At 60.7% G+C, this 22,039-nt stretch carries 18 protein-coding genes and 1 pseudogene; 6 read left to right on the plus strand and 13 right to left on the minus strand.

Features of this window, described 5'->3' with window-relative positions; translation table 11 throughout:
• Window positions 1-165 precede the first annotated feature (165 nt).
• The 3 genes and pseudogenes from FJW03_RS14550 to FJW03_RS14560 form a co-directional block, all read right to left on the minus strand.
• Window positions 166-582 carry a hypothetical protein gene (locus FJW03_RS14550; RefSeq protein ID WP_140611923.1) on the minus strand — a complete coding sequence of 139 codons (417 nt, stop codon included), beginning with the start codon at window positions 580-582 and terminating at the stop codon, window positions 166-168.
• Window positions 583-873: 291 nt separating this feature from the next.
• Window positions 874-1,014: pseudogene (locus FJW03_RS14555) on the minus strand (IS481 family transposase); the annotation flags it as partial.
• Window positions 1,015-1,113: 99 nt separating this feature from the next.
• Window positions 1,114-2,385: a YcaO-like family protein gene (locus FJW03_RS14560; RefSeq protein ID WP_140761602.1), complete on the minus strand. Its 1,272-nt coding sequence runs from the start codon at window positions 2,383-2,385 to the stop codon at window positions 1,114-1,116.
• Between the two features lie 125 nt (window positions 2,386-2,510).
• On the opposite strand from FJW03_RS14560, the gene FJW03_RS14565 reads away from it, so the two are divergent.
• Window positions 2,511-4,244 (plus strand): adenylate/guanylate cyclase domain-containing protein, encoded by a 1,734-nt coding sequence (locus FJW03_RS14565; protein WP_140761605.1) that lies wholly within the window; start codon window positions 2,511-2,513, stop codon window positions 4,242-4,244.
• A 12-nt stretch (window positions 4,245-4,256) separates the two neighbouring features.
• Here the strand turns inward: FJW03_RS14565 and FJW03_RS14570 are convergent, their stop codons facing one another.
• Window positions 4,257-4,838, minus strand: coding sequence for a hypothetical protein (locus FJW03_RS14570; RefSeq protein WP_140761607.1), 582 nt, complete (start codon window positions 4,836-4,838; stop codon window positions 4,257-4,259).
• Window positions 4,839-5,000: 162 nt separating this feature from the next.
• On the opposite strand from FJW03_RS14570, the gene FJW03_RS14575 reads away from it, so the two are divergent.
• The 3 genes from FJW03_RS14575 to FJW03_RS14585 all read left to right on the plus strand — a co-directional run bounded on the left by FJW03_RS14575 (window position 5,001) and on the right by FJW03_RS14585 (window position 9,812).
• Entirely contained in the window at window positions 5,001-6,353 is a 1,353-nt protein-coding gene (locus FJW03_RS14575; protein WP_140761609.1) for a S8/S53 family peptidase, read from the plus strand.
• Entirely contained in the window at window positions 6,344-7,462 is a 1,119-nt protein-coding gene (locus FJW03_RS14580) for a DUF1501 domain-containing protein (protein WP_140761612.1), read from the plus strand. The genes FJW03_RS14575 and FJW03_RS14580 overlap by 10 nt, the downstream gene beginning before the upstream one ends.
• A gap of 637 nt (window positions 7,463-8,099) precedes the next feature.
• Window positions 8,100-9,812 (plus strand): sensor histidine kinase, encoded by a 1,713-nt coding sequence (locus tag FJW03_RS14585; protein ID WP_226890670.1) that lies wholly within the window; start codon window positions 8,100-8,102, stop codon window positions 9,810-9,812.
• A gap of 98 nt (window positions 9,813-9,910) precedes the next feature.
• Here the strand turns inward: FJW03_RS14585 and FJW03_RS14590 are convergent, their stop codons facing one another.
• Together FJW03_RS14590 and FJW03_RS14595 are read right to left on the minus strand one after the other, a co-directional pair.
• Window positions 9,911-10,756: an SDR family NAD(P)-dependent oxidoreductase gene (locus FJW03_RS14590; protein WP_140761614.1), complete on the minus strand. Its 846-nt coding sequence runs from the start codon at window positions 10,754-10,756 to the stop codon at window positions 9,911-9,913.
• A gap of 323 nt (window positions 10,757-11,079) precedes the next feature.
• Complete coding sequence (locus tag FJW03_RS14595; RefSeq protein ID WP_226890671.1) at window positions 11,080-11,811, minus strand: SDR family NAD(P)-dependent oxidoreductase; 732 nt, start codon at window positions 11,809-11,811, stop codon at window positions 11,080-11,082.
• 214 nt (window positions 11,812-12,025) lie between these two features.
• On the opposite strand from FJW03_RS14595, the gene FJW03_RS14600 reads away from it, so the two are divergent.
• Both FJW03_RS14600 and FJW03_RS14605 read left to right on the plus strand, forming a co-directional pair.
• Window positions 12,026-12,499, plus strand: coding sequence for a hypothetical protein (locus FJW03_RS14600; RefSeq protein ID WP_140611905.1), 474 nt, complete (start codon window positions 12,026-12,028; stop codon window positions 12,497-12,499).
• A 77-nt stretch (window positions 12,500-12,576) separates the two neighbouring features.
• Entirely contained in the window at window positions 12,577-14,655 is a 2,079-nt protein-coding gene (locus FJW03_RS14605; protein WP_140761617.1) for a sigma-54-dependent Fis family transcriptional regulator, read from the plus strand.
• A 104-nt stretch (window positions 14,656-14,759) separates the two neighbouring features.
• Here the strand turns inward: FJW03_RS14605 and FJW03_RS14610 are convergent, their stop codons facing one another.
• The 7 genes from FJW03_RS14610 to FJW03_RS14640 all read right to left on the minus strand — a co-directional run bounded on the left by FJW03_RS14610 (window position 14,760) and on the right by FJW03_RS14640 (window position 22,006).
• Window positions 14,760-15,803, minus strand: a complete 1,044-nt coding sequence (locus tag FJW03_RS14610) for an NAD(P)-dependent alcohol dehydrogenase (RefSeq protein ID WP_140761620.1) — start codon at window positions 15,801-15,803, stop codon at window positions 14,760-14,762.
• A 38-nt stretch (window positions 15,804-15,841) separates the two neighbouring features.
• Window positions 15,842-17,473 carry a molecular chaperone GroEL gene (locus FJW03_RS14615; protein ID WP_140761622.1) on the minus strand — a complete coding sequence of 544 codons (1,632 nt, stop codon included), beginning with the start codon at window positions 17,471-17,473 and terminating at the stop codon, window positions 15,842-15,844.
• 77 nt (window positions 17,474-17,550) lie between these two features.
• Entirely contained in the window at window positions 17,551-18,348 is a 798-nt protein-coding gene (locus tag FJW03_RS14620; RefSeq protein ID WP_140761625.1) for an iron-sulfur cluster assembly protein, read from the minus strand.
• A 5-nt stretch (window positions 18,349-18,353) separates the two neighbouring features.
• Complete coding sequence (locus FJW03_RS14625) at window positions 18,354-19,376, minus strand: amidohydrolase family protein (protein ID WP_140693304.1); 1,023 nt, start codon at window positions 19,374-19,376, stop codon at window positions 18,354-18,356.
• A gap of 73 nt (window positions 19,377-19,449) precedes the next feature.
• Window positions 19,450-19,821: an MmoB/DmpM family protein gene (locus FJW03_RS14630; RefSeq protein ID WP_140761627.1), complete on the minus strand. Its 372-nt coding sequence runs from the start codon at window positions 19,819-19,821 to the stop codon at window positions 19,450-19,452.
• A gap of 17 nt (window positions 19,822-19,838) precedes the next feature.
• Window positions 19,839-20,897 carry an aromatic/alkene monooxygenase hydroxylase subunit beta gene (locus tag FJW03_RS14635; protein ID WP_140761630.1) on the minus strand — a complete coding sequence of 353 codons (1,059 nt, stop codon included), beginning with the start codon at window positions 20,895-20,897 and terminating at the stop codon, window positions 19,839-19,841.
• Between the two features lie 47 nt (window positions 20,898-20,944).
• Entirely contained in the window at window positions 20,945-22,006 is a 1,062-nt protein-coding gene (locus FJW03_RS14640) for an NADH:ubiquinone reductase (Na(+)-transporting) subunit F (RefSeq protein ID WP_140610909.1), read from the minus strand.
• Window positions 22,007-22,039: the final 33 nt, after the last annotated feature.

Raw genomic sequence — 22,039 nt, forward strand, 5'->3', positions numbered from 1 at the left:
GTTTGCTTCCTTCCTCTGCTCTCGGGGGATGAGCCTGGAAATTCCGACAGGCCGACACCCGCCAGCCCGCGAGGCGCGTCATGGTGCCTGGCCACGACATGGTTCAGCCCCAAGGTGCAATTCAATGGCCGTCAACGGTGCGGTCCGCTACCAACCTCGGCGGCGTCATTCCGATGCCTTGCGCCATTTGATTTCATTATCCAGAAGCCCCCTTATTTCCTCAGTCTCTTTTCGAGCGGCTTCCAGTCGTTGATACATTTTGTCGACCTTGCCCCGCTCACGATATAAGGCCGACGCCAACAATCCGAAGCCCAACATTACCAGGACGATCAACCCGCCTCTCAAAGGCTGCGTAGGGACGAGACCGCACAGTGCAACGGCATTCGCGCTGAAGCAGAGGGAAACGATCATGATGGCGATACTTCTTCCAAGCACCGCACAAAGAATCGACATCAGCAGTAGAACCAGGGCAAACGCCGGCGACAGGGCTACGCCGGTCATGATCGAACCGAGCCACCATGAGAGCACCGGGGGAACCGTTTGGTGGAACCAATCTTGCAAGGACCCAAGGGCCTCGGTCATGCGGCGGCCTTTTGCAATTGTCTTATAATGATTGGTAACCTGCCGTACCCGGCTTGAAAAGGCTTGTGAACACGAGGAGGCATGGGCCCGGCTCTATGCGTCGCAACGGTCGCAATGGATCCGTCTCTGAACTCTCCGAAGTTGCGCGCTATGCCATATTCCCTATTGCACAGGCCGGGAACTCGGATGGACTGCTCCAGGGAGCTAGCCAGCCTGCGCGGCCACGCCGCCTCCAGGTTTCGGAATTCTGACAAAGCCAAGCAGGAATAATGTCGCGCTATATCAGCGGTTCCGCGACGAACGATCAGCCATGCCGGCAGGTCCTTCCGACAGGAACCGCTCAACCCAGCGCACTACAACCTTCGCCATCACGCCATGGATCCGCGCCACATCGGCTTTGGAGGCGGCCTTCAACAACGGCCAGCGCACCATCTCCTCTCGACGCAACAGCGTCGAATGGGCTGAAGCGGCAGAGCATGACCCCGGTGTTCGGTCCCAATTTGGAACTCCGCAGCAGCCTTGGGTTCGACGCTAAAATGGGAAAGGGTCTCGGCATATGAGATTTGAGCTCGCAGGCCTGAGGCCAAGAGTGCCTGGAACAGAATAGAGCCTGCCCGGGCCAAACCTTGGTTTGGTCGAACGTAAGCCTGGAGCGAAAATGCGGACAAGGGACCGCTGCTCATCCTGCATCAAGATGACGGCGAATATCTCCAGGTTTCGCTCTTGGCAGAGTTTGACGCATGAGGCGTAGTCAAGTGTCGATTCATCCGTGCAAGCCGGCCCGCTATTCCCACCCTGCAGAAATGGACATAGCCCAAGATCTGTTTCTTGATGCCAGCGATAAAGTTGCCGCGCGCCGGGCGTAAAGCGAATCGTTCCCTGTTGCCGCGCCTGTTGTGAGAGCAGAGCGAGGTTCGCTTCGCATTGAGCAAGCTCGCCGACCGCCCTTATGGCAGCCTCTGACCACGATGCGCCTGCCGCAAACCCCATCGCCGGAAACCGGCCGGAACTGTCGCTGGAGATTGCCGCAACTGTTGGCACCGCCAAATCCAACGTAAGTCGTAGAAGCCGCAATTCGCGGCCTCGATGCCGAAGCCAATCCTCGTACGAAGATACGGTGTCGCTTGCCATCGACTTCGGATCGATTCGAGGCAGAACAAGCCGATTGTACCACCAGATGGAGGTCGCATCTCGCTCTATCAGCTCGAGAAGTGCGCTCATCGCAGCACCCTCAACGCTGATGCCCAGCGCAAGTCCGTTCGAGTCGGCAGCCGGCAGAGATGATCCCTCGCAGGGATCATATCCGAGGAAACACAGTCTCGCGGGCACCCAAGCTTGCTCCGTACCGAGCTTGTCGTCACTCAGGATCCAGTCTTCAGGCGCGGATCTATCCCAGCGGGTCGGAACCATGTTGCGGAGTGCGGGTTGTCGGTTCCCGCCCTCTCTCCGGTCATATTGCTCTTCGCTGAAAAGAAGGATGCCGGGCGGCTCGACGACCCGCCCATAAATCGCATTGGCGCAAGACCGGAGAATTCGCCTCTCGGGAATGATCTGGGCGAAGTAGGTCTCGTCCGCCTCATAAAGGCAGCCCTGCAGCGCCTGCTCGGCTGTCGTGCCCCAACCAGACACGAAGTAAGTGCTCTCATCCCCATCTCGGGCGGCGCGAACGCGGCCGGCCGCCACAGTGAGAGGACAGCCGAGCAACGGGTCCGAGATTACCACCGGGCCATAAAGAAGACTCGACCCCACGCAGCCCTCGAATGTGCGGATCTTCGCATTGCGAGCGCTTCTGAACGGATTCACTCTGTCGCACGTCCGAAGCTCTCATGTGGCAGTTTACACGCTGCCATGCGCGATAGCATCCTGCAAATGTGCTAAAGTACGTTCGGACGTCCGACCCGAGGTATGGATTGACCCCAAAGCATGAATTGACCGCAAACAACGGCACCCTGAAGCGGCGCCTGACCGCGATCGTGGTCGCCGACGTGGTCGGCTATTCGCAACAGATGGCGGAAGACGAGGAAGGCACGTTTACCCGCGTCCGGGCGCTGATGCACGACGAGGTCCCAGGCTACCTTCATCGGCATGACGGCCGCGTTGTAAAGAACACCGGCGACGGTGTCGTAGCGGAGTTCCCCAGCGCCATCGAAGCGGTCCGGTGTGGCGTGGCTATTCAAGCCCATCTCGCAAACCCCGAGCGATCGTCGCCCGGTCTGTTGCTTCGAATGGGCATAAATTTCGGCGATATTATCGTCGACGGCGACGGAGACGTGTTCGGCGACGGTGTGAACGTGGCTGCACGCCTTGAACAGATCGCAGCACCCGGAGGCATTTGCCTTTCGGCAAAAGTGCATGAGGAGGTCCGCGGAGGGCTGCAATTGCCCTTCGAATATTGCGGCGAGTTTCAGCTCAAGAACATTCCCCGACCCGTGGCAGTCTACTCGCTTATTCACCGACCCGAAGGCCCCTCTCCGAGGATCGGCGCCGAGACTTCTGGCTCGAACACGCCATCGATCCTGGTCCGCCCATTTGTCAGCACCGGCGGCGTGGAACCCTATTTCAGCGAAGGATTCACAGAAGACGTCATCACCGAGCTGACGCGGTTCACGCAGCTCTCCGTCGCGTCATATCATACCTCGTTGCGGCTCAAGGATGTGGAACTGCCGAAGCTGGTCTCGGATATCGGGCTCGATTTCGAGCTTTCGGGGCGAATCCGGAGGATGGGGAAGCGTATCCGCCTTTCGTGCGAACTGGTTGACGCGACGTCCGGCGGTGACGTTTGGGCCGAGTATTATGACAGCGACGATCAGGACATATTCGATGTGCAGGACGAACTGGTCCGCAAGATCGTGGGCACGGTTATCGGGCGCCTCAAGGCAGCGGGTGCGGAGAAGGCGCGGCGCAAGCCGCCGGCCAACCTGGCGGCCTATGAGTGCGTGCTGCGCGGCAATGCCTTGCCGCTAGGCGACCTCGCGTCTGAAGCGGAAGCCAGGCAATGGTATCAGCGCGCCATCGACCTCGATCCGACCTATGGGCGCGCTTACGCCAAGCTGGCTCACTACAAGCAGCTGGAATGGTTTCGCGACATGGGATCTTCCGATGCCCTGCTCGACGAGGCGCATGCAATTGCCAAGAAGGCGGTGGCGCTCTCCGCCAACGATCCGGTTTGCCTCAACATTCTCGGCTGGGTGCTGCTGCACCTGCGAGACTTCGACGTCGCCGCGCAACTCTATGCACGGGCCCTCTCCCTCAATCCGAACGATCCCGAGCAGGTTTCTTATCTCGGCACCCTCTATACATTTGGCGGCGAACCGGATCGCGCCATGCAATGGTTCGAGCGGGCGCAGGTGCTCGATCCCCTCTATGAACCATCCTGGTATTGGCCGTTTCGCGGCATCGTCCACTTCATTGCGGGCCGGCCCGAGCCGGCATTGGTCGCTTTGAGCCGTTCGTCGACAATGCCGACATGGGTTAGCGCCTACATGGCCGCTTCGAGCTCGGCGCTTGGCCGGGACAGCGACGCGAAGTTGTATGCGGCTCGCGTGTTGGCGGGTACGCCCAGCTTTTCTTGCAGTCGATTCGTGGCCAAGGAGCCCTATCGCCTGGAGGAGGATCGGGCCACGCTGTTCAAGGCGCTGCTCGCCGCAGGGCTGCCGAACTGATATTGAAGTCTGCTATCGGCAGCCGAAAAGGACCGCGGACGCAAGCTCCTCATGATAGTGCCGACCCTGTGCGTTGTTGTGGTACGTCCCGAGGTAATCTATCAGGTCCTCGCGCGTGACAACGCCTTCCGGCAGGGCTGGCAGGACCACAGTCAGCTCCGTTGGGGCATCGCACGCCAGGTTCACTTTCGCGTCGACGATCTGCTCCAGCACAATCTTAAGTTCGTTGCGAAAAGTGGCGTCTTTCAAGTCTTTTACTTTCGACACCACGCCATTCACCAAACTTTTTCCTTCGTAATTGATATCGACACCATCAAGATCAACTACACGAAAGGTTTTACCCGAAGTTCCCGTGGTGATCGGTCCTACCCTCACACTTCGAACGCCGCCAGTCTTGTCTTCAGTGCGCAGAGCTATGACTTCATTGAGCATGAATGCGTTCGCCACGTTCACGGTTATACTCAAAGGACTGGTCGAACCTACTGCTGATATAGTCGCCGTGAACGCGGGCGGCAAAGCCTTCAGCCAGGCCCCCACGAGCGCCGCGCCAATCTCCTGAGCCTGTCGGCCCTGCTTGAGTTTCACCTTGGGCACAAGCATTACTCCCCGCGCTTGAGGCGTGCGAGAACAACCTAGGCTGCTTTTTCTTCGGCTGCAAGAAGAGGCTCAACGGTTTGCCTCCAATGCTTTGCCGTGGACAGACAGAGCTATTGGGAGCATGCTGCCCGTCAGTCGACCAGCAGACGGTAGGGATCCATGAGGCTCACCTGGCTTGTGACTTTTCTTGCCACCACCCTTTTCGCGGCCACGATCGCGCACGCGGACGAAGACCCGGACGGGCCACAAGTAACGCAACACACATTCATTGCGCCACTTGCGGACAAGAACAGATTTGGATCGGTTATCGCCAGTCTGAAAAAGATCAATCCGTCGGGGGACGCCCTGCAGGCTGTCGACATGCCGGACCTGGGATTTAGCCTGGTCACGGGAAGCTTTACTGACGAGGAAGCGAACAAGCTCCTGTCGGAAGGGTATCAGGAACCGGACTCATTTGAGGTAAGTCTGTTCGCGGATGGCGGTTGCGAAGGACGCAGTCCGCTAGCGGATGTGACGGGGGACAAGCTCGTGCCGCCGAGCGTTTGCAGAGTCGTCGGGTCGCCCAGTCCTGTGACCAACGGGTCCGCGGTCTGGATCATCGATAGCGGCGTCGACGAAGACATCGTCACAAAAGGGCTTCTTAACATTTCGGAACGGATCAACTGCACGGTCACTCCATGCAGCACGACCATGGGTGTGGCAGACACTCAAGGTCACGGCACGATGGTCGCAGGCATCGTTGGCGGAAAGCGTGTGTCAGGTACAACAAGTGGAAAATACCTTGGCATCGTTGGGATCAGCCCCGGGGTGCCGCTCAAGATTGTCAAGGCATTTAAGGATAACAAGTCGAAGATCGTCGGATCGCCGCTTGTCGCCCTGCAATATGTCAGTGACAATGCGTCCGCCGGCCAAATCCTGAACATCAGCTGGGGCGCGCAGTTCTTGGAGACCGCGAGGAAGGATGGCCAATTAGAACAGCTTGGTCTGATGGACAAGCTGCTGTTTGCGATCGCAAACAAGCAGGTCCGCATTGTGATCGCGGCGGGCAATGCGCCGGAAGACGACGAGGCGTCGTGGGTACAGTCCTTTTTCCCGGCGAATGCGTCGGAATATTTTTCTCCAAACCCGACGCAAGGCTTCATCCAAAGTGTCTCGGCATCCAAAAGCACTTATATCCCGACCGGTACCATCGTCATTGGTGCGTGCAGCACCGTTTCAAACGATTGGTGTGATCTGCTTTGGAATGGCGGCTCTTTTGGCGCGGCCATGTCCGAGCCCGGCGTTGACGTCCCGGTGCTTTGGCGGAGCACAAAAAAACACGAGCTAAGACAGAATATCTGTTCGGGGACATCCCTTGCCGCTCCAGTTCTGGCAGGACTGCTGGCTCGGAACCCTGCGAATTTGCTGGAGGTCCCGATCAAAAAGTATGTGATCCCAAATGCCGATCAGGTCGGATATTCGACGCCCGGAAAGTCGGACGTCACCGATCCGGATTATCCGAAATGCAATTGACGCGCCGCACGGCCCTCCAGGGTTTGGGTCTTGCCTCGCTGTTTGGCACGAGCGCAGGGTTTGCCTCGGCGGTTCTTGCTGGCGACAGCCACCCACGGCTGCTGGTCGTTCATCTTCGGGGCGGACTTGATGCGCTGGCCGCGCTGCCGCCCTATGGTGATCCGGATTTCCGGCGGGTGCGAGGCACGGCGAGAGAACTTGACACGTCCGACGACGCGTTCGGGGTGAAGCTTGATCCGCTGTTTGCGCTTCATCCGGCGCTGGAACCTCTTGCTCGGTTCTATTCGGCCGGCGAATTGCTGATCCTGCCCGCGACGGGCATCCCGGGTATCGGGAAATCGCATGACGCCGCGCAGAGGGTCCTGTTCGACGGCGATGTCGACGGCGGCGATTTTGGCTGGCCAGGAAGAGCCGCTTCGGTGCTGTCGCAGGGAAGGCAACCACTTTGGCGCGCAGCGCCGGCCGACCTCTCGAATGATGTGCTTTTCGATCTTGTGTTGGCCAATCCGGGACTTGACATCGCCCGCCTGTGGCTCGGTGCGGCGTCCGGTTCAGCCGGAGACGCGGTGCAGACGTTGCTTGCGCGGCGACAGGCGCTGAGTGCTGCCAGCTTTGCCGCAGCGGCGACCTCCGCTGCGCAGGCGCTGTCCAGGCCGGACGGTCCGCGCGTGGCCCTGCTGCGGTTGGACGGCATCGATACCCACGTTGCTCAGGGAGAGCGTCTTTCGGCGACCCTTGAGACATTGGTGCGTGGTGTCGTCGCGTTCTCGGAAGCAGCAGCCGCGATCTGGCGTCAAACCGTTGTGCTCGGCGTTGCGGAATTCGGGCGCTCTATCCACTTCAACGAACAAGGCGGCACGGACCATGGCAGTGCCAGCGTAGCGTTCTTGATGGGTGGTGCGATAGCCGGGGGGCGGATCGCGGGTCGCTGGCCCGGATTGGCGCCAGATCAGCTCGACGAGGGGACCGATTTAGCGGTCACCACCAATATACGCTCGATCGTCAACGCGGTGTTGAAAGACCATCTTGGACTCTCAAGGCAGGCAATGGCGATGGTCGCTCCAAACGCGTCGGGCCTTCAAGCAACCAAGGGGTTGTTTCAGATCTGATGCACCCTTGGTAAAAACGCGTAGCGGCGCCGACGTCCGCTTGTGGAGCAAGGTGACAGTTGATCGGCAGGTCTTTTGCGACAACCCCAACGCCAACACCCTGCATCGGGGGCGAGACGTCGGGGGCCCGAAAGGACGCGGTCTCGCCGCCACCGCCGATAGGCGCCTGATTCAAGCGCTTAGCGCGGAATTCCCTAGGCCCACGACGCACCGGCGCAATAGTCACACATCTGGGCCGCTGGGTGACCGTATGCAAGTATCCGCTTGCAGCTCCTATCGCCGCCTCTATTGTGCGAGGAAAATTCCGCAGGGGGCTAGATGCGTCGCGTTTCCGCTCGATTGCACCTACTCGGTTTGATCGCCGCCGCTGTTTTTCCGGTCTGGCTTTTTGCGGCCTATCTCCTTGTCCAGTACGCCGTCCGTGAACAAGATCGCTTCAAGGAGGACGCGCTGCAGACAGCACGTCAGGTCGCTCTTGTTGTCGAAGGTGAACTGGTCAACCTTCAGACAGTGATAAAGGGGTTATCCAAATCAACGGCATTGGCCAACGGCGATCTGAAGGCTCTGCACAGAGAGGCACGCAGTCTAATAAGGCACGGATCGGATCATACTCCTCCGGGACCTCGACCGTGGTCAGTTGTTCAACACGCAAGCCGAGTATGAGAGCGGACTCCCTCCCGCTGTCCCATTGTCGCCTGCCGATCTCGACAAGCTCAAGTCGCATTTGCCATTGGTCAGCGGAGTCTACGCCAGCCCTACATCGAAAGAGTATCGAATTGCCGTCGCTATTCCAGTGCAAGGCCCGCACGGCGAAAGCTGGCTTCTCGCCCTTACCGTTCCGACCAGCGAGATTCGCGATGTCATGATGCCTGCAGCACCCGCAGGCTGGACGATAGGTATCGGGGATCGCAGCGGCACCTATGTGGCACGCTCTCAACTGCACGACGAAATGACCGGCAAGCCGGGGCTGCCGGAGTATCTTGAGAAAATCGTGGGAAGTTCCGGGACGTTCACATCGCGCAACTACCAGGGAACGACACTGCTTGCAGGCTACTACCGCTCAGGCCTCTCCGATTGGTTTTATACCGCCAATGTACCCCTGTCCGCAGTTCAGGCTCCGCTCTGGCGTTCTCTCGCCGCTATCTGCGCGATTGGCTTTTTGGCGATGCTATTGTCCTTTGCCCTCGCCTACGTCGTAGGCAAGCGCTTTGCCGGAGCTGCTCGTAATCTTGAGGTTCGCGCTGAGGCGATGGGCAAGGGGCAGCCGGTCACGCCAATGCCGACTTCAGTCTCGGAATTCGCGACCATCGCGGACGCTCTAATTGGGGCAGAGCGCGCCATCGCTGAAAGAACACACGAATTGGAAGCCGTACTCGAAACGGTCCCTGCCGCGGTGTGGTTCACCTATGACCCGCAGGCACTTCAGGTCATTCGCAACCGCTTTGCTGCAGAGCTGATGGGGCTGCCGACCGATACTCGAAGATCCTTCGGCGCTCCTGACATGGTCATCGACACCATCGCCCTCAAAGACGGCCACAAGGTTAGTCGAGCGGATCGGCCGCTTAGCCGGGCCATGCGTGGCGAGCAGACCGACAACGAGGAGTTCGCCTATATCCTACCCTCTGGCGTACAACGCTTCCTGCTCTCGAGTGCGCGCCCTATTCCCGGTTCCAGTGGCAACATCATAGGCGCGGTGCAAATCAGCCTGGACATAACCGATCGCAAGCGCGGCGAGGAACAGCGCAAGCTGCTTGTGAACGAGCTCAATCACCGCGTCAAAAACACTCTTGCTGTGGTCCAGGCGATCGCCAGTCAAACCCTGCGAAACGCTACGAGCCTTCCCGAGGCCGGGCGCACTCTCGCGAGCCGACTCGTCTCCCTCTCGAAAGCGCACGAGATTCTGACCCACGAGAACTGGACGGGTGCCGACCTTAAGGACGTGATTACGGCCTCGGTGTCGCCGCACGCGGTTACAGGTCGGTTTCAGCTTACGGGCTCATCCGTATGGCTACCGCCCAACCTCGCCCTGTCGCTGGCGTTGGCTTTTCATGAACTCACCACCAATGCCATCAAGTATGGCGCCCTCTCGGTGGCCGACGGAACAATCAAAATTGGTTGGGTCGCGATCGATACGGCCGGAGCTCGACGTCTCAGGATCGAATGGCGCGAGCAGGGAGGTCCGCCTGTAAAACCGGCGGAGCGCAAGGGATTCGGCACCAGGATGCTGGAGCGGATTTTCGAGTCCGAATCCGCTGGCACCGTTTCGCTTTCATTTGAGCAGTCAGGCTTAGTTTGCCTCTTCGAAATAGACCTGCCAGGAGTCCAAGTGATCGCACCTGGCTCCCAGTGAAAACTTCGCTGCCAACGCCGAATGATCTGAACTGCCGTGCTAGGGTTCTAACTCAGCCATCCTTCGCACCCGCACCGGCGATGAGCGCCTTGATTGTGTCACTTTGGTTCCTGCTGGGTGGACCTATCGGCCAACGTTCCCGAAAACAGCGCGGGGCCGCGCGTCTTGAGCAGCGACAAGGACGTGTAATCAAGGATCGACAACCCGCCATCGACCACAAGCGTCTGACCGGTGATGAAGGATGCTTCCTCGCTTGCGAGGAAGGCCACCGCTGCGGCAATCTCGTTGGGTGTACCCATGCGGTTGAAGACACCCGGCGGGACTTCCCATTCGCCCGAGGAGTTCGTGCTCGATGCAGGTTCTTTTTCATCGAGCTCCGTGGCGATCCAGCCGGGGCTGACACAATTTGCCCGGATTCCGAATGGCGCGCCTTCGACCGCCAGCGAGCGTGTGAGCGCCTCCACCCCCGCCTTCGCAACGCCGTACAATCCCCAGTTTCCGTGCAGTGTGGCCGTCGACGAGATGTTTACGATCGACCCACCGCCGCAGTCGCGCATCACCGGAAGCGCATAGGAGGAGACGAAATAGGTCGAATCGAGATTGGGGCCGCGCAACTTCGACCAGCGCTGGCCCGGCGATTCATTGGCTTCGATGCCTGACCGGCGAGAGCCGACCCCCGCATTGTTGACGACGACGTCCAGACTGCCCCATTGAGCAACCGTCCTCACCAGCGCCTCGACCGCCGTTTCGCTTGCAAGATCACACTGGAAAAAAGTGGCTCTTCCCCCTGCGGCAACAATTTCCGCCTCCACTTCCGAGCCCTTGGCAATGTCGCGACCGACAAGAGCAAGTCTGGCGCCTTCCTTGGCGAAGTACCGCGCTATTCCACGTCCAATTCCCGAATTGCCTCCAGTGACGATTACGACCTTGTCTTCAAAACGCATCTCACCCGCTCTCTAAATCTCACCCGCTCTCCAAATAGTACCATTACTCCAGTACCTGGCAGCGATGAAATTTCGCTGCCAACGCCGATGATCTGAACCGCTGAGCTACGCTTCTAATTAGCTGCTTCAGAGCCCTCACCTGCTCCAAAGCGACTTTGACGAGTCTGGGCGCCAGCTGCCCCGCGGTCTCGCCGCGAGCATTTTCTGCATTACCCGCGCCATTATACCCTGCTGACTTCAGCGAGGCGCTTGAACGGGTGGGGACTTCGATGGTCCCACGCTCGGCAAAGAAGGCGCAGCTGCCGTGCCGCTGAAGCTGATCGTCAGTGATAGTAGATGCCGCCGTCGACGTTGAGCGCCTGCCCCGTGACGAAAGCCGATAGGTCCGAGGCGAAGAAAAGCACCGGGCCAACGACATCCTCCGGCGCGCCAAGGCGCTTGAGTGCCGCGACATCTTCCCAATGGCGGATCGCCGCTTCGCTGCCCAGATTGTTCTTGCCCATCTCGGTCAGGATGATGCCGGGACAGATTGCGTTGACGGTGACGCCGTCCATGCCGACCTCCTGCGCCAGCACCCTGGTCAGCGTGATCACGACCGCCTTCGTCGCGGCATAATGGCCCTGCGTGGGCACGCCCTGTCGGCCGGCGATCGAGGCGATGTTGACCACCCTTCCCGACTTTTTTGCGCGCATGTGCGGCAACACCGCCTGGCACATCATCATCACGCCCTTGGCGTTGACGTCGAAATGCGCGTCCCAGTCTGCCTCGTCGAGATCCTGCAGCAGGCTGGGCTTGAGAATGCCGGCATTGTTGACCAGCACGTCGATGCTGCCCGCGGCCTTGAGCAGCGCCTGCGCGGTCGCTTCGATGTCCTTCTTCTTGCTGACGTCCATCGTGTAGACATAGGCCTTGCGGCCGGCCGCCTCGATCTCGCCCTTCGTGATCGCGAGCTCAGCCGCCTGCGAGGGTTCCTCAACCGCTTCCTGATGATTGTATGGCAAACAGGCGGCAGTTTGGTCTTCTCTAGCCAATGTGCGCTCGCTGAAAAACAGCATGAATATTCGATAGTCGAACGCAGCATCGCGTTGTGATCCAGTTTGATCTGCGCGGCTTGGGGGCGGGATTGTAGCAGCCGCCTGCTACCAACAAGCCGAATTTCGTTGCTATCTAATGTGTGAATGGCGAAGCTGGCTGCGTCAGTGTAGGGTTCGCTGTAAGGAAGAAGAATTCGCCGTGTCCACGGCACTGCCGACGAATCTGGGAGGATTCATGGTCGAGATCATCTCAAAGCGGGACGGCCCGCGACGCGAGGATGTTCAGGTCAAGCGGCTGATCGAGCAGAACCGCTCGACCATCGTTCGCCTCGCCGACCAGATCAGCGGTGGTGGTTATTCGGCGTCCAGGCAGCCGCGCCAGCAACCCAAGGCGGAAGGCCTGATCATCCATGTCGGCGGCAGCACGACAACCGCGACTGACGCCAAGCCGTCCATCCAGGTGACGATGAATGGCCGGGTGATCTCAAAGGATCAGAATACCGGCCGCCAGCTTCATCATATCGGCGATGTCCGCAACCGCAACGGAGACCAGACCTTCGTGCTGGCTACGAAGAAGAACGGCTTTTTCTCACCGGTCGACGACACTATCGCCGAGGCGCTTGCCGGGCTGGATGGATCGCGGCTGACGGCGGCTTACAGCGAAGAGCAGCTTGCTGCCGACATCGGGGCGAGACTAGGCATCGACTGATATCCGGCGTGACTGTGCACGTCCGATCCGCGACAGCATACAGAAATGGCATACCTCAAAGGTACTGTGATGACTGAATGAAACACGCGAGCGGCCCCAATCCTATGAAACCCGGTGCTCTTCCGGCGCGTGCGTCGATCGCCACCGGGCAACTGGTTCTGGACAAGATCGACTATGATGAGCGCGCCACCATGCGTGCGTGGGAGAGTTTTCTTTCCGACGAGCCGACAAGCGCACGCGATCCGGTCCACGTTCGCTCGCTGATCCACGATTCCTGGTATCGCAGCGTCACCGGCGGCATCAATGCGCAAGGCATCGAAGCGCCGCTGAGCAGTGACCGTGACGAGATAGAATACCTGACCCGCGCCAACGCCGAGCTGCTTTCGGCAGCACGGCGATCGTTCGCGTCCCTTGGCCAGTTGCTGGAGGGGACGGGAGCGATGCTGGTGCTCGCCGACAGCGACGGCGTGCTGATCGACGCCATTGGCGACAAGAAGACCTTGCATGACGGCATGGACATTCATCTGGGCATCGGCGGCAAATGGAACGAGGACGCCGTCGGCACCAATGGCATCGGTACCGCGCTGTGGACCGGCGAACCGATCTTCGTCCATGCGGCCGAACATTTCTGCGCCGGCATCAAATCCTGGACCTGCGCCGGTGCGCCAATCCGCGATCCGCTGGACGGCAAGATCATCGGCGTGGTCGACCTGTCCGGTTATTCGCCGATTTTTCGGCCGCACAACACAGCACTCGTCGCCGCCACCGCCAGGCAGATCGAAAAGGCGCTGGCCGAACAGCAGCAGGAACAGCGCACGCGCTTGCTGGAGGCCTTCATCTCGTCGGCCCCCAGCTATCGCCGCAAGGATGGGCTGGTGATCGTCGATCATCGCGGCCGCGCGATCTTCTGCAACAACGTGCCCAACGGCGACACGACGGAGATGATGGACGGCCCGATGGAACCGGGCCGCGGCCGCTGGCTGATGAACCTGCCGGCCTCCGGCTCGGAGACCGATCTCGCCAATGCGCTGCCGGCGCATCTGCGATCCTGCCATGTCACGCCGCTGAAGCTCGACGGTGACCTTCGGGGCGCGGCGCTGGTTTTCCCTTCGGTGCCGGTCGTCTCCAGCGTGACCGTGATCGACCGGCAGGCGAACAAGCAGCTGCAGACGGCGGCTGCGATGATTGTCGGCGACAGCGACAAGCTGCTTGCCGCCATCGATGTCGCCTCCCGCGTCGCAAGATCGAACGGCGTCACCTCGCTGCTGATAGAAGGCGAAACGGGTGTCGGAAAGGAGCTGTTCGCGCGGCTTGTCCATGCCGGCAGCCGGCGCTCGGAAAACGATCCGTTCATCGCCATGAATTGCGGGGCGATCACCAAGGAACTGTTCGGCAGCGAATTGTTCGGTCACGTGGCGGGCGCGTTTACCGGCGCTTCGCGCGACGGCAAGCCGGGCATCTTCGAACTCGCCAATGGCGGCGTGCTCAGCCTCGACGAGATCGGCGAGCTACCGCTCGAAATCCAGCCGTTCCTGCTGCGTGTCCTGGAAGAGCGCGTGGTGCATCGCATCGGCGATTCGAAGGGCCGGCCGGTGGATGTGCGGCTGGTCGCCTCGACCAACCGCGACCTCAAGCAGGAAGTGGCTGCCGGGCGCTTCCGCAGCGACCTCTACTACCGCATCGGCGCGGTCTCCATCCAAGTCCCGGCGTTGCGCGAGCGTGGCGAGGACGTCCTGCTTTTGATCGAGCACTTCAACAGGCAGATCGCAAAGCTGGCAGGCAATGATCCGCTGGAGTTTTCAAACGACGCGCTCGACGCGCTACTGGCCTATCGCTGGCCGGGCAATGTGCGCGAACTGAAGAACCTGGTCGAGCGCCTGCATATTCTGGCGCGCGACAGTGCGATCGACCTGCAAGACCTTCCGGGGGAAATCGGCGCGGGCGATCGCAACAGCATGGCCAGGCACGGGGACCATCCCACGGCCATGCTCGAAGCGCCGGTGTGCTCGTTTGAGGATGCGGAACGCCAGGTGATCAAGAACGCGCTTGCCGCGGAGGGCGGCAATCTCAGCAAGGTTGCGCTGAGGCTTGGGGTTTCCCGGCCGACGCTCTATCGCAAGCTCGGCCAGTACGGCATCCGGCGCGGGTTCCTCTGACACGCAGCAAAAAAGACCCCCACGGCATTCGCGCCATGGGGTTGGGGAATTGCGGCCGATGGATCGGACTGGCGACCGGCCTACGCCTGCATTCCGGCCGAGCGTCAGGGAACGATGACGCCGCGGCCGGTGAACCGCCGGTTCTTGAAATCGTCGAGCGCGGTGTTGATGCTGGCAAGATTGTATTCGGTGTAGTGCATCTTCACCTTGCCGTCGGCGTTGAGTTCCATCAGTTCGACCAGCTCGGTAAAATTGCCGACCAGGCTGCCGCCGATGTTGATCTCCTCGATGACCAGATGCGCGGTGGGCACGTTTATGTTGCCGCCATAGCCGACGACGAACAGTTGCCCGCCCTTGCGCACCATCTTCCAGCAGATGTTCTCGACGCCGAGTTCGCCGACGAAGTCGATCACCACATGGGCGCCGCCACCGGTGATCTGCTGGACCTCCCCGACGACGTTCGGCCCGCCATCGAGCACGAAGTCGGCGCCGAGATCCTTGGCCAGCACCTGCGCCGCTGGCTCGCGATCGACGGCGATGATCCGGCAACCCGAAATCGCGTGCAGCGATTGCAGCGCGATGTGGCCGAGCCCGCCGACGCCGAGCAGCACGCAGTAGCTTCCTGGTCGCAGCAGTTTGGCGGCGCGCTTGGCGGCGCGGTAGGCGGTGATGCCGGCATCGGCCAGCGGTGCCACTTCGATCGGCGTGACATTGGCGTTCAGCTTGATCAGCGAACGTTCGCTGGTGATGAAATACTCGGCGAAGCCGCCATTCATGCCAAGGCCGGGAAATTGGCCGTTGTCGCAGTACATGTCTTCGCCATGGCGGCAATTGAGGCAGATGCCGCATGAGCGGAAGGGATGGCAGATAACCGCATCGCCGCGCTTGACCGATTTTACACCGCTGCCGACCTCCTCGACCCATCCCGCATTTTCGTGACCCATGATGTAGGGCAAGAGCGTGCCCTCGGGATCCATGGTCGGCTTCCACACGCCTTCGATGATGTGCAGATCGGTGCGGCAGAGGCCGGCGGCACCCACCCGCACGATCACCTCGTCCGGCGCGGTGATCGTCGGCGCCTTGACCTCCTCGATCTTGAGCTGAACATTCATCTTCGGGTCATATTCGTACAGCCTGGCAGCTTTCATCGTCTTGTCCTCTCAGCGTCGAGTTTGTCTGGAATGGTTCAAGCGCGGCCGAGCTTTTCGGAACCGCCGCCCCGCGCAGGGCCTGCGGTCGGATCCTCATCCTCGGCAAGATCGCCGATCAGCGTTTCGGTGGTCAGGATCAGCGTCGCCACCGAAGCCGCATTTGCGAGCGCGGTGTAGGTGACGCGGACGGGATCGATAATCCCTGCCTCGAACATGTTCTGGTAGCTGCCGGCGGATGCGTTGTAGCCGTAGCCGCCATTGATCCGCGTCACCTCGGCGACGACGGCTTCGGGATCGGCGCCGGCATTGGCGGCAATGCGCCACAGCGGCCGCGACAGAACGGAGCGCACCAGGCGCACGCCTTCGGCGGTATCGCCGTCCACCCCGGCCGCCACCTTGTCGAGCAGCGGCGCGATCTGGGCGAGTGCCGAGCCGCCGCCGGCGACCACGCCCTCTTCGGACGCGGCGCGCACCGCATTCAGCGAATCCTCGATGAGCTGAATGGTTCGCTTCTGCTCGACCGGCGTGACCCCACCGGCATAGAGGATTGCTGTGCCGCCGGAGAGCTTGGCCAGGCGTTCGCGCAGCTTGTCCTGGTCGATATTCGGCGGCGAGGCTTCGTACTGCCGCTGCACCTGGGCGCGGCGCGACGCGATCGCGGCATGATCGCCTCCGCCGCGAATGATCGAGGTATAGGACGAACTGGTTTTCACCCGGTCGGCCGTGCCGAGATCCTCGGCGGTGATGTCTTCCAGTCGGCCGCCGAGATCGCGCGCGATTACCTTGCCGCCGCTGATGATGGCCAGATCCTCCATCATCGCCTTGCGCCAATGGCCATATTCCGGCGGATGGACGACGAGGTATTTTCCCGGCCCTTGCTTGCCGAGCAGCGTCACCACCACTTCCGGCGACATCTCCTCGGATACGATCAGCAACGGCCGGCCATTCTCGTCGGCAATGCGGCGAACCGCATCGAGCTGTCCCGGCTCCTTGATCTTGAGGTCAGTCATCAGGATGTAGGGCCGTTCGAGAACCGCCTCCATCTTCTCCTGGTCGGTCACCATATGATGCGAGAGATAGCCGCGTTCGAAGGACATGCCCTCGACGACGTCGAGCGTGGTCTCGGTGGTGACGCTGAAATCGGTGGTGATGACGCCTTCGGCACCCACCCGCTGATGCGCCTCCGCCACCAGGGCGCCAAGTTTGGCGTTGGTCGCCGCAATGTTGGCGACCGACGCCAGGATGCCGTTGCCCTTGGCGGGTTTGGCGGAAGTCTTGAGCGCGGCCACCACCGCCGCCACGGCAAGGTCGATGCCCTTGCACAGATCGACGGATTTCACCCCGCGCTCGTTCGCTTCGACGCCGCCCTGGATCAGCGCATTGGCGAGCACGATGGCTGTCGTGGTGCCATCGCCGGCGACCTCGTTGGTCTGCATCGATACTTCGCGGACGACTTGCGCGCCCATGTTTTCGAAACGGTCGTGCAACTCGATCTCGGAGGCGATGCTGACACCGTCGCGGGTCACCATCGGCGTGCCGATCGGCCGGTCGATCATGGCATTCATGCCTTTAGGGCCGAGCGTCGGCTCGACGGCGGCGGCGAGCCGGAAGACGCCGCGGGCGAGAGCGCGGCGAGCTTCGGAATTATGAAGCATTATCTTGGGCATGGTTCCTCCTTCCGCCTTACGGGCGGGTTGTTGGTTAGGGGCCTCGTGCAAGGGAGGCCGTTGCTGTCGGCTCTGCTTCAGGCGGTTGGTGCAACTCGCACCGGCACGCGATCCATGATGAAATCGACCAACGTCGGTTCGCCGTCGACCACATCCAGTTCCTTGTATCTGGTCTGCTTGAGTCCCCGGCACAGCGCGCCGTTGAACTCCATGTTGATGCGCACACCGCGCAACTCGGCGAGGTAGGCTGTGAGGGCGGCAGGCGGTATGGGTTGCCCTTCCCAGGTCACGAAGGCGGGTTCGTCAGCCCTGCGGCCGGGAAAACGCTCAAGCAGGGCCGCCCGGTATCTCGGCTTCTGTTTGGCTGCCTCGCCCGGCTCGAAACGCGCGACGTCATATGCCGGCAGGCCCATGCCGAGGATTTCGCGATCGGTAAGACCGTGCGCCTTGAGGCCGCGCAGAAGTGCCTCCTGTCGCCGCTTGAAGGCCTTCATCGCGAAGGTTTCGCGCAAGGCGCCGAGATCCTGATCCTCGGCAAGCACGGCGAAGATGTCGCCGAACGCCTTGCCGGCCTCCATGCCGCGATTGACCTCTTCGGCGAACATGTGATCGTGCAGCTTGACGCGATAGCCCGGTGACCAGGAAAGCTGGTCGAGTGCCTTGCGCACACCGTCCAGCATCAGGAACGCGAAGTTGGGCGAGCACCAGTAGGTCGGCAGCCGAAAATCTATCTCCACGCTGCCATCGCCCTTCACCTCCGCTCGCTCGACGAAACCCATCTCGGTGATGGGTTCGTCGAGTTCCGGGTCGTTGACCTCACCCAGGCGCCGCCAGAGTTCCTTCTGGCAGTCGCCGGAAATGCTGGCGGTTGCCATGGCCCTTACTCCGCCGCGATGCTGAAGGGCGAACTGGCGAGCGCCTTCTTCTTGGCTTCGACGTCGATGTCGTAGAGACGCGCGGCGTTGAGGCCGAGGATCTTCTCCTTGATCTCGTCGGTCAGTTGCACACCCCGTTCGGCGGCGATATCCTGCGGGATCTGGTAGGCCCAGAATTTCTCGACCAGCCAGCGCGGCGTCCAGATCGCATAGTCGGAGCCGAACAGGATCTTCTCCGGCCCGAGCCAGAACAGAAGCTCGGCGATGACCTCGCCGAAATAGCGCGGGCGTGCGTGGATGAAGGGCAGTGCCACCGCCAAGCCGCCATAGACGTTGGTTTCCTGCGTGGCGATCCAGCAGAAATCGTCGAGACGCGGCAGGCCACAATGCTCGACGATCCAGTTGAGGCCCTGGAAATCCGTCGCCGCGTGGTCAACGTCATGCACGTCGAAGGCGTCCTTCGAAAGTGGAATGATCGTCGGTCCCTTGTGGACGTGAATGTTGCGGATGCCGAGCTTGTCGCAGAGTTCGAAGCATTTGTAGGCATCGGGATCGGTGAGCTTCCAGCCTTTGGAGGCGCCGTTCCACTCGGCCGTGTACATCTTCACGCCCTTGACGTTATAGGTCTCCTTAAGGAAGTGGATGTACTCCAGCGCCTTCTCGCCATCGCGCGGGTCGAAGGCGCCGTTGACGATGAAACGCTCGGGGTAGCGCTTGGCCACCTCGGCATTGCGCTCGATCGTGTTGAAGCCGTTCTTGTAGAAATCCTTGAGATAGGTCGACTGGACGATCGCCATATCGTCGGGACCGTCGATGAACAGGTCGCGATAGAGATCGTCGGCGCTGTATTTCTCGAACTTGCTCTTCTCCCACAGCTGTTCCTTGGGGCTCAAGCCCGTGTGGTAGGCATAGAAGCACTCGATGAACTGCTTGCCGTGGATGTTCTTCTGGTTCTCCGGGCTGCCGTCCCAGAAATGGGTGTGGCCGTCGACCACGAAAATGTCCTTGCCTTCCGGTGTTCTGTACATTGTTGCCTCCGCAGCAAATCGCGTTGAACGGTTCGGCGCACCGCACCAGCGGCGCGCCAGATTTTTTCGGCGGCTATTCGATATATTCGAACATCTCGTCCATGTTGCCGAACAGGATCACGGTGTTGTCGTCGACACGAACCATGCGGCCGTAATGGGTGGAGGTGTTGACCTCGAAGGTCTCGGCCGACATGTCGCGGCCGAGATATTCGCCGATCGCGTCCATCTTGAAGATCAGCTTGCCGTCGCCGTCGATGCGGATCAGTGCCGGCTGGTAGGTGATGGTCACCCCCGGCTTCTGGCCCATGAATTCGGCGATCGCCCTCGCTTCGACCGAGTCGTTCATGGTGACGCCGCACTGATGCGAAATCGTCTGCTCGAAGGTGATATCCTTCATCGCCTTGAAGATGTTGGAATGCGTTGCGTCGCGTGCAGATAGTGACATGACGATTTTCTCCTGTTTCAGCGCTTGAGGCCGAGTTCGCCGAGGATCTGGCCAATCCGTTCCTCGGATTTGGCACGGACATCGACGAAAGCGACGGGCTTGGAATGCGGCATCGACCAGATCGGCTGCAGGCCGGTGGCTGCCTTGTCGGCGAGTGCGCCGTGCTTCTTGACCCAGCCTTGGAAGAGCTTCTTGTTCGCCGCGCCGTATTTCTCGTCGTTGGCGAGCATGTGGATCAGGTCGATCGTGTTGGCGAGGTTGCGCTCGTAGTCCGCCTCGGCCGCCGAGATCACCGCAGGCGTGATGAAGTCGTGGTTGGCGGCGGCGATCTGCATCAGGAAACCAGAGCGGAACATCTCGCCGACCAGCGGCTCGAAGACGATGTTGATGGCGAAATACTGCTCGAGATAATCGGTCGCGCCCATGATGGTCTCGACCGCTTCGCGCGTGCCCTGCCAGTTCTTGTCCTCGAGCCAGGCCTTCTTGCCGAGTTCGTCGTCCCAGCCCGGCAGGTCCATGCCGATCTCGGCAAGATAGAGCGTGATGTCCTGGGCAAGCCGCAGCTTGTATGACGAGTTGGTCAGCGTCGCGTTGTTGATCATCTGGGTGTAGCCGTAACGCTGCGCCTGCATCAGCGAGGTGCCGAGCCCGAATTCGGCATGCTTCCAGGCGCCGAGCTGCGTCTGCAGGATCTTGACCCAGGCCTTGTCGAAGGTCTTCGGCGCACCCGACTTGCGGGCATTGTTGATGACGCTTTGCACCATCGTCTCGATCTTCGACTGGCGCTGATAGTGCGTGCGCTCCCACTCCTGGTCGGGGGCGCGGAAGGCATGCCAGTTGGAGCTCTGGGCGGCGGTGTTCTGCTTGACATAGGCGCCCTTGCCGTCGGCGAAGGAGATGATCCAATCCTGGATCAGGTAGCGTTCCGGATCGGGCTGAACGTCGACCGTCATGTCTTCGTAGTGTGTGGCACGCTGGCCTTTCGGCTCGAAGTACCGGTATTTCCGGCTATCGGAGTCGGCGAAGATCGCGGCACCAGCGGCACCGGAACCGACTGAACTCGAGGTTGCAGGCATAGTCTCTCTCCCTTGTTGCAGTTGTGGTTGGCTTGGCACGACCGCCCTCAATGGGCCGGCGTTGCACCTGCCGATGTGGTGAATTTGTCGAAGAAGATCCGCTCGGTCTCGAAGCCGTTCATGAACAGCACCGGCTGCAGCGCATCGATCATCGGCGGCGGGCCACAGGCATGGACATCGCCCTGCCCGTCGACCGCCAATTGCTTGAGCTTGGCATCGACACTCTGGTGCACGAAGCCACGCTCGCCTTGCCATTCGGCGTCGTCATTGGCGTGCGACAGCACGGGAATGAAGGTGACGTCGGAATGATTGCCGACCAACTCGGCGATCCTGTCGAGATAGAACAGGTCGTTGCGGGTGCGGGCGCCGTAGAAGAAATAGACCGGACGTTTCTCGCCGCTCTTCAGGTGGTCGTTGAGGATCGACCAGATCGGCGACATGCCCGAACCGGCGCCGACCAGGATTAGCGGTCCTTGCCGTTCGTCGCGGCGGAAGCAGGTTCCGTAGGGTCCGACGACGGTGACTTCGGCTCCGGCCCTGATGCCTCCGGAATCGAGTTCTCCCGAGAACTTTCCTTCGGGGTATTTTTTGATGATGAAGGAGAGTTTTTGGGTTTGGTCCGGCGTATTTGCCATGGAGAACGAGCGCGTAATCGTCTCCCCTTTTTGCGTGGTAACCGTGATGTCGACATATTGCCCCGCCCAAAACTTCATCGGCGAGCCGAGTTCGATCTCGATGCCGCGAATGTCGTGGGTCAGCTGCTCGATGCGAGCAATCCGGCCCTTGTATGTTTTAACGGCGATCGCCTTCGCCAGAATCTCCTCGTCGTAGTTGAGAAGCTCGACTTCCAGGTCGGAGTAGGCGATGCAACGGCACAACAGGACGTGCCCGTTTTCCTTCTCCATGTCGTTCAGCGCGAAGGTCGAGTATTTCAGCATGTCGACTTCGCCTTCGAGCAGCACGCTTTTGCAGGCCGAGCACTGCCCCTCCTTGCAGCCGTGCGGCAGCGCGATGCCCTGACGAAACGCGGCGTTGAGCACCGTTTCGCCATTCTCGACATCGAACTCGACACCGACTGGGCTGAGCCTGACCGTGTGGGTTTCCGACATACGGACCTCCAGTGAAAGCAAGGGGCGGGACGA

This window comes from Mesorhizobium sp. B4-1-4 (assembly GCF_006439395.2).
Classification (GTDB): domain Bacteria; phylum Pseudomonadota; class Alphaproteobacteria; order Rhizobiales; family Rhizobiaceae; genus Mesorhizobium.